The organism is Blastococcus sp. KM273129 (assembly GCF_021698995.1).
GTDB lineage: Bacteria > Actinomycetota > Actinomycetes > Mycobacteriales > Geodermatophilaceae > Blastococcus.
This window is the reverse complement of record NZ_SSXB01000122.1, coordinates 1-8,229: the sequence shown is the minus strand read 5'-3', so window position 1 is coordinate 8,229 and position 8,229 is coordinate 1. Positions and strand designations below refer to the sequence as shown.

Annotated in this window: 6 protein-coding genes; 3 read left to right on the top strand and 3 right to left on the bottom strand. The window is 75.7% G+C overall.

Translation table 11 applies throughout. The features are described from left to right. On the top strand, positions 1-586 hold a 586-nt coding region (locus E9565_RS20860; protein WP_236836642.1), incomplete at its 5' end, for a circularly permuted type 2 ATP-grasp protein. 12 nt (positions 587-598) lie between these two features. Here E9565_RS20860 and E9565_RS20855 read toward each other — a convergent pair. From E9565_RS20855 to E9565_RS20845, 3 genes are all read right to left on the bottom strand, one after another. Further along, positions 599-3,274 carry an ATP-binding protein gene (locus tag E9565_RS20855; RefSeq protein WP_236836641.1) on the bottom strand — a complete coding sequence of 892 codons (2,676 nt, stop codon included), beginning with the start codon at positions 3,272-3,274 and terminating at the stop codon, positions 599-601. Between the two features lie 95 nt (positions 3,275-3,369). Continuing rightward, entirely contained in the window at positions 3,370-4,482 is a 1,113-nt protein-coding gene (gene serC / locus E9565_RS20850; protein ID WP_236836640.1) for a phosphoserine transaminase, read from the bottom strand. 95 nt (positions 4,483-4,577) lie between these two features. After that, on the bottom strand, positions 4,578-5,699 hold the full coding sequence (locus E9565_RS20845) for a citrate synthase 2 (RefSeq protein ID WP_236824849.1): 1,122 nt from the start codon (positions 5,697-5,699) through the stop codon (positions 4,578-4,580). A gap of 154 nt (positions 5,700-5,853) precedes the next feature. Here E9565_RS20845 and pdxH point away from each other — a divergent pair, with 154 nt between their 5' ends. Beyond that, positions 5,854-6,501: a pyridoxamine 5'-phosphate oxidase gene (gene pdxH / locus E9565_RS20840; RefSeq protein ID WP_236824848.1), complete on the top strand. Its 648-nt coding sequence runs from the start codon at positions 5,854-5,856 to the stop codon at positions 6,499-6,501. A gap of 16 nt (positions 6,502-6,517) precedes the next feature. Continuing rightward, a complete protein-coding gene (locus E9565_RS20835) occupies positions 6,518-7,843 on the top strand; it encodes an MFS transporter (protein ID WP_236824847.1) in 1,326 nt (441 codons plus the stop codon). Positions 7,844-8,229 lie beyond the last annotated feature (386 nt).

Below are 8,229 nucleotides of genomic sequence, written 5' to 3'. Positions count from 1 at the left end.
GCCGGTCGACGTCCTCTACCGGCGCTTCGACGACGCCCTGCTCGGCGCCTACCCGACCGGCGCGGGGGTGCCCCTGGACCTCGCGCTGACCGAGGCGGTGCGGGCCCGCAGGCTCGGCCTGGCCAACGTTCCGGGCAACGCGGTGGCCGACGACGCGGCCGGCTACGCCTGGGTGCCGGCGATGATCCGCTTCTACCTCGGCGAGGAGCCGCTGCTGGCCTCCGCGCGGACCTGGGTGCTCGCCGACCCGGCCGCGTGGGCCGAGGTGGCCGACCGGCTGCACGAGCTCGAGGTCGAGTCCGTCGCCGGGTACGGCGGCCGGCGCGTCGTGCACGGCCCGTCCTGCCCGGCCGCCGGGCTGGCCGCGCTGCGGGCCGAGATCGCCGCCGCCCCGCACCGGTTCGTCGCCCGCGAGCCGCTGGCCCCCTCCACCGCACCGGCGCTGGCCGGCGGGTGCCTGCACCCCCGGCCGGTGGGGCTTCGGGTGTTCTCCGTCGCCGGGCGCACCACGGCCACGCTGCCGCTGGCGCTGACCCGGGTGGGCGGCGACGGCCTCCTCGGCAAGGACACCTGGCTGCTGCGCTGAGCACGCCCCGGCTCAGGCGGGCGGGCGCACCGCCGACCGGATGCGGACCGTCGTCCCCTCCGGGCTGGGGACGGCGGTGACCTCGGCGAAGGCGCTCATCAGCGTGGAGCCGCGGCCGCGGTCCATGCTCGGCACCCGCTCCCGCCACTGGCCGTGGTCGCGCACCGTGATCTCGACGAGACCGCCCTCGACGAGCGCGGTCACCTCCACCACCGGCTCGGTGGGGTCCTGGGCGTGCTCGATCGCGTTGCTGGTCGCCTCGCACGCGGCCACGAGCAGGTCGTAGGCCTGCTCCTCGCCGACCCCGGCCTCGGCCAGCAGCACGCGCAGCCGCCGGCGCACCACGGGGATGGACGAGAGCGCCGAGGGCAGCCGCCAGCGCGCGCGGGAGCCGCTGCCCGTGGCGTCCCCGGCGCGGGGAGCCGGCACCGCGTCGGCGCCGGGCCCCGGCCGCTCCACGTGCGTGGACGCCAGGGGCGCCGGCAGCGGCGAGGTCGCCGGCCGGGTCGAGGAGGCGACCTCCGGAGGAGCGGCCGGTGCCGCTGCGCGGCCGCCCGCGCGCTCGAGCGCCACCCGCACCCGGGCGAGCAGCTCCGCGGCCCGGAAGGGCTTGGCCAGGTAGTCGTCCGCGCCGGCCTCGAGACCCTCGACCGAGGCCTCCTGCCCGGCGCGGGCGGTGAGCATGATCACCGGGAGGTCCCGGGTGGCCGGGTCCGCCCGCAGCTCCCGCAGCAGCCCGAACCCGTCGACCCGCGGCATCATCACGTCGGTCAGCACCAGGGCGGGACGCCGGGCCGCCACCGCGGCGAGCGCCTCGGCGCCGTCGGCCGCCGTGCGCACCGCGTAGAACGGCTGCAACAGGCGGGTGAGGTAGCCGCGCAGGTCGGCGTTGTCGTCGACGACCAGCACGTCGGCTGCGTCCGGGTCCTCCGGCCGCCCGGACGGGCGCGAGCCGACCTCCTCCCATCCCTCGGCCTCGCCGTGGGCGGCGTCGGAGGGCACCGCCGCGGGGCCGTCGGCGGCGTCGGGCTCGCCGAAGGGCAGCGCGACGGTGAAGGTGCTGCCCCGCCCCGGCTCGCTGGTCACCGTGACCGCGCCGCCGTGCAGCGCGGCCAGCTCCTGCACCAGGGCCAGGCCGATGCCGGTGCCCTCGCGGGTCCGGGCAGCGGCCCCCGCGACGCGGTGGAAGCGCTGGAACAGCTGGGGGAGCTCCTCGGCGACGATGCCCACGCCCGTGTCGGCGACGGTGAGCTCGAAGCGGCCGTCACCGCCGCGGAGGGCGACGTCGATGCCGCCCACGAAGGTGTACTTCACCGCGTTGGCGAGGAGGTTGACGACGATCTTCTCCCACATGCGGGGGTCCACGTGGGCGGGGCGGTCCAGGGGCGGGCAGTCGACGGTCAGGCGCAGCCCGGCCCGCTCCGCCGCCGACCGGAAGATGCCGGCGAGCTCGGCGGTGAAGGCGGCCACGTCGGTGGGCACCCGCACCGGCGTGGCGCGCCCGGCCTCGATGCCGGCGAAGTCGAGCAGGTCGTCGACCAGGCGGCGCAGCCGGCGGCCGCTGCGGACGGCGAGGGCGACCTGCTCCCGCACGTCCGGGGTCAGCGCGGCGTCCGGGTCGTCGAGCACGTCCTGGAGCGGGCCGAGCAGGAGGGTCAGCGGCGTGCGCAGCTCGTGGCTGACGTCGGTGAAGAACGTCGTCTTGGCGCGGTCCAGCTCGGCGAGCGACTCGGCCCGCTGCCGCTCGACCTCGAAGGCGCGGACGGTGCCCAGCGCGCCGGCGAACTGGCCGGCCACCAGCTCGTGGAAGGAGGTGTAGTCGGCATCCAGCGCGCGGTTGGGCGACGTGCCGAGCACCAGCAGGCCCACCGGCTCGGCGTCACGGCCGGCGCCCAGCGGCAGCACGACCGCGTCGGTCACCCGGTCGCCCCACGGCCCGCCGGTCAGGCCCAGCGAGGCGACCGGCGGCAGCACGGCGTCCGCCCCGCCCGCCTCCGGCAGCAGCCCGTCGTCGACCCCGGTCACCGCGACCCGGGCGAAGGCGCCTTCCCCGGTGGCCAGGTAGACGGCGGCGAAGGGGATGTCGAGCGGGTCCTCGGCCAGGGCGGCGCACATGCTCGCGACGGTCTGCCGGGCGTCACCCAGCTCCGCGCTCGCGACCGACAGCGAGTGCAGCAGCTGCTGGCGGCGCGCGGCGAGCAGCTCCCCGGTCACCTCGGTGCACACGGCGTGCATGCCGGCGACGCGGCCGTCGTCGTCGAAGGCCGGCGCGTGGGAGACCGTGAAGTAGGTCTCCTCCCGGTAGCCGGCGCGCTCGAGCAGCAGCAGCAGGCCCGGCAGCCAGGAGGCCTCGCAGGTGGCCATCGCGTGCTCGACCGGGGGACCCAGGGCGTCCCAGCCCTCGGCCAGCGTCTGCCGGATGTCCTGGCCGATCGCCGGGTGCTTCGCGCCGATGAGGGGCGCGTAGGCGTCGTTGTAGAACTGGAGGAAGTCCGGGCCCCAGGTCAGGACCATGGGGAACCGGGACACGAGCACCGTGCGGACGGCGAACCGCAGGCTCGCCGGCCAGCCGGCGACCGGGCCGAGGGGGGTGCTCGCCCAGTCGATACCGGCCATGATGCGGCCGGCCCCGCCCCCGGCGGCGAACAGGTCGGCGCCGTCGGAGCCCGCCGGGACATCGGGACCCACACCCACCTCCACCGAGAGATCCATGCTGCACGAAGTCGTCGGCCCCCTGCAGGGACCCGCCGCGAGCCCGCGAGCGGTGGGGGCGGCGGGTCCGCCTAGAGCCGCTCCACCACGTGGTCGATGCAGACCGTCAGCGCCTGCACGTCGTCCGGGTCGACCGCCGGGAACATGCCGATGCGCAACTGGTTGCGGCCCAGCCGGCGGTAGGGCTCGACGTCGACGACGCCGTTGGCGCGCAGCGTCGCCGCCACGGCCGCGGCGTCGACGGAGCCGGCGAGGTCGACGGTGCCCACGACGTAGCTGCGGTGCGCCGGATCGGCGACGAACGGGGTGGCGTAGGCAGACCGCTCGGCCCAGCCGTAGAGCCGGGACGAGGACTCGCGGGTGCGCTCGACGGCGGCGGACAGCCCGCCGAGGGAGAGCAGCCAGTCGATCTGGTCGGCCAGCAGGAAGAGCGTCGCGAGCGCCGGGGTGTTGTACGTCTGGTCCTTCGCGGAGTTGTCGACGGCGATCGACAGGTCGAGGAAGGCGGGCACCCAGCGGCCCGAGGCCTTGATCTCGGCGATCCGCTGGAGCGCATCGGCCGACATCAGCGCCACCCAGAGCCCGCCGTCGGAGCCGAAGGACTTCTGCGGCGCGAAGTAGTAGACGTCGGTCTGCGAGACGTCGACCGGGAGGCCCCCGGCGCCGGAGGTGGCGTCGATGAGCACCAGCGCGTCCTCGGTCCCGCTGGGGCGCGAGATCGGCGCCATGACGCCGGTGGAGGTCTCGTTGTGCACCCAGGCGTAGGCGTCGACGCCCGGCGTGGCCGCCGGCAGCGCGAGCGAGCCGGGTTCGGCGGTGACCACCACCGGCTCGCCGAGGAACGGGGCCTCCGCCGCCGCGGCGGCGAACCGGGCGGAGAACTCCCCGAAGGAGCCGAAGGCGGCCCGGTCGCGGATCAGCCCGAACAGCGCGGCGTCCCAGAACGCGTTGGTACCGCCGTTGCCCAGCACCACCTCGTAGCCGTCGGGGAGGTCGAACAGCTGGGCCAGCCCCTCCCGGACCCGGCGGACCAGGGCCTTCACCGGCGCCTGGCGGTGGGAGGTGCCCATGACCGCGGCCCCCTCGCCGGCCAGGGCGCGCAACGCCTCGGGGCGCACCTTGGACGGCCCGCTCCCGAACCGGCCGTCGGCCGGCAGGAGCGCGGAGGGGATGGTGAGGGTCATGCCGTACGCGGCCTCTCGAGGTGACGTGCTGGAACGGCCACCCTTCAGGGCCCCACGCCGAGCCTGCGGGGCGTGGGGGGAAGGGTGGTCCTTCGTCAGGCCGGCTGCGCGGCCTTGGTGTTGATGGTGTCCCAGCCGTCGACGGCGTCGGGCTTGCGCGGCGCGGGACCGATGTAGCGGGCCGACGGGCGCACGAGGCGGCCGGTGTTCTTCTGCTCGAGGATGTGCGCGCACCAGCCGGCGGTGCGGGCGCAGGTGAACATCGAGGTGAACATGTGGCTGGGGACCTCGGCGAAGTCGAGGACGATGGCCGCCCAGAACTCCACGTTGGTCTCGACCGGCCGGTCGGGGCGCCGCTCGCGCAGCTCCTTGAGGGCGGCGTTCTCCAGGGCGAGGGCGGCCTCGAAGCGCGGGGCGCCGAGCTCCTGGGCCGAGCGGCGCAGCACGCGGGCGCGGGGGTCCTCGGCGCGGTAGACGCGGTGGCCGAAGCCCATCAACCGCTCCTTGCGGTCGAGCAGGTCCTTGACGTACTTCTCGGCGTCACCGGTCTTCTCGACGTCGTCGAGCATGTGCAGCACCCGGGAGGGGGCGCCGCCGTGCAGCGGGCCGGACATGGCGCCGATCGCGCCGGACATCGCGGCGGCGACGTCGGCACCGGTGGAGGCGATGACGCGGGCGGTGAACGTCGAGGCGTTCATGCCGTGCTCGGCGGCGGAGGTCCAGTAGGCGTCCACCGCGGCCACGTGGCGGGGGTCGGGCTCCCCGCGCCAGCGGACCATGAAGCGCTCCACGATCGTCGCGGCCTCGTCGATCCGGCTCTGCGGGACGGCGGGCACGCCGATGCCGCGGGCGGACTGGGCGACGTAGGACAGCGCCATCACCGCGGCGCGGGCCAGCTGGTCGCGCGCCTCCTCGGCGCTGATGTCCAGCAGCGGGCGGTAGCCCCAGAACGGGGCCAGCATCGCCAGGGCGGCCTGGACGTCGACGCGGACGTCGCCGCTGTGCACCGGGATCGGGAACGGCTCGGCCGGCGGCAGGCCGGGGCCGAACTTGCCGTCGACCAGCAGTGCCCAGACGTTGCCGAAGGTGACCTTGCCGACCAGGTCCTCGATGTCGACGCCGCGGTAGCGAAGCGCACCGCCGTCCTTGTCCGGTTCGGCGATCTCGGTCTCGAAGGCGATGACGCCTTCCAGGCCGGGTACGAAGTCGTCGGCCATCTCGCAAGCTCCTCTGCGCGCGGGACCCACGTGCGCTCGGGGACCGGCGCACGGTTGCCAGCCGACCCTAGGCCGTCCGGCCCGGCCCGGCACAGCCGGGGCGGCACGGGCGCCTCCCCGCGCCGTCCCGCGGGCCCGGTGCCAGCATGTCGGCGTGCCCGATCTGACCCGCATGCGCAACGACTACACCCTCGGGCGGCTGCGCGAGGAGGAGCTCGCCCCGTCCTGGGTCGAGCAGTTCGACCGCTGGTTCGCCGACGCCGTCGCCGCGGAGATCCCCGAGCCCAACGCCGTCGTGGTGGCGACCGCCGACGCCGACGGGGCGCCGGACGCGCGGATCGTGCTCATGAAGGGCTACGACACCGACGGCATCGTGTTCGGCACCAGCTACGCCTCCGCCAAGGGCGCGCAGCTGGCGGTGAACCCGCGCGCCGCGCTCGTCTTCCCCTGGCACGCGCTGCAGCGGCAGGTGCGGGTGACCGGCCGGGTGGAGCGGATCGGCGACGCCGCCTCCGACGGGCTGTGGGACCCCCGGCCGCGCGGCTCGCAGCTGGCCGCGGTCGCCTCGGTGCAGTCGACCGTCGTGGATTCCCGGCAGGAGCTCGAGGAGCGCGTGCGGCTGCTCGACGAGCAGACGCCGGAGGGCCCGGTGCCCCGCCCGGAGGTGTGGGGCGGCTACCGGGTGGTCCCCGAGCGGGTGGAGTTCTGGCAGGGCGGGGCGGACCGGCTGCACGACCGGCTGCGCTTCGTGCGCGACACGGCCGAGGGCGGGGGCTGGATCGTCCAGCGGCTCGCCCCGTGAGCGCACGGCGGACGCGGTGAGCCAGCCCGTCGACCCGGTCGAGGGGGGCGCGCCGGTCGAGGAGCCGGTCCCGGAGCGGGTGCGCCGGCGCGGCTGGGCGATCGACACGACGCCGCTGCGGGACCCCCGCTACCGGCGGCTGTTCTGGGGCATCGCCACCACCACGATCGGCCAGCAGATGACGCTGGTCGCCGTTCCCTTCCAGGTCTTCCTGCTGACCGGCTCCTCGTTCATGGTCGGGGTGACCTCGGTGGTCGCGCTGGTCCCGCTGGTCGTCTTCGGGCTCCTGGGCGGGGCGATCGCGGACGCCATGGACCGCCGGCGGCTGCTGGTGGTCACCTCGGTCGGCGCGGCGGTGACCAGCGCGCTGCTCGCCGCGCAGGCGCTGCTCCCGGGCGGCGGCAACCTGGCCCTCCTGTGGGTCCTGACGGCCGCGGTCTCCGCCTTCACCGCGGTCAACTCGCCGACGCGCTACGCGGTCATCCCCGCGCTGGTGGGCACCGACCGCGTGCCCGCCGCCAACGCGCTGGCGATGACCGTCCGGCAGATCGGCGTGATCGTGGGCCCGCTGCTCGCGGGGCTGCTGATCGGGCTGGGCTCGCTGTTCACCGCGTACGCCATCGACGCGGTCGGTTTCGTGGTCGCGGCGGCGCTGCTGCGCGGGCTGCCGCCGCTGCCGCCGGGCCGCGACGCGGGGAAGCTGCGCCTGGGCGCCGCCGTGCGCGGGGTGGGGGAGGGGTTCGCCTTCCTGCGCACCCAGCCGGTGCTGCTGATGACCTTCGTCGTCGACGTCGTCGCGATGCTGTTCGCCTGGCCGCAGGCGGTGTTCCCCGAGCTCTCCGAGACCCGGTACGCCGAGTCGCCCAACAGCCTGGGCTGGCTCTTCGCGGGCATCTCGATCGGCGCGCTGGCGATGGGGCTGACGTCGGGCTGGGTGTCGAAGGTCGACCGGCAGGGCGCCGTGGTGATCGTCTCGATCGCGGTGTGGGCGGTGGCGATCATCGGCTTCGGCTTCGCGCCGACGCTGTGGCTGGCGGTCCTCTGCCTGGCCGTCGCGGGCGCGGGTGACATGGTGAGCGCGGTGCTGCGCAGCTCCATGCTGCAGACGGCGGCGCCCGAGGAGATGCGCGGCCGCATGCAGGGCGTCTTCATCGTCGTGGTGACCGGCGGCCCCCGGCTGGGCGACCTGCGCGCCGGTGGCCTGGCCAGCGCGGCCGGGGTGACCTTCGCGATGGCGTCCGGGGGTGTCGTGGTGCTGGTCGCGATGGCCGCCGTCGCGCTCCTGGTGCCCTCGTTCTGGTTCTTCCGCGCCTCGCGGTCGGCCGTCGACCGGACCGGCTGAGCGCCGGGACCCGGCCGGGCTCGCCCGCCCCCGAGAGTGGCGAGGCCGGCCGGGCGCACCGACGCCGTAACCGGTACCGGTGGTTCCTACTCACCGGTAGTCCACATGGTGGGATCAGGCGAGCGCCCCGGCGACCGTGCGCAGGTCGGCGACCAGGGCGTCGTAGGCGGCGGCGCGCGCCTCGTCGGGGGTGCGCAGGACCGCCGACGGGTGGGTGGTCGCGAGGATCCACGTCTGGTGCGGGGCGTCCTCGTCGTCGTCCTCGGTCGGTGCCGGGGCGCCCGGCGGGGACGCTCCTATGCCGGGTCAAGCCGCTGCGGGTGGTGATTCGAGGCGTCGGTAGAGCTCGCGGGCGATGTAGCGCTTGAGGCAGCGCTTGATCTCCC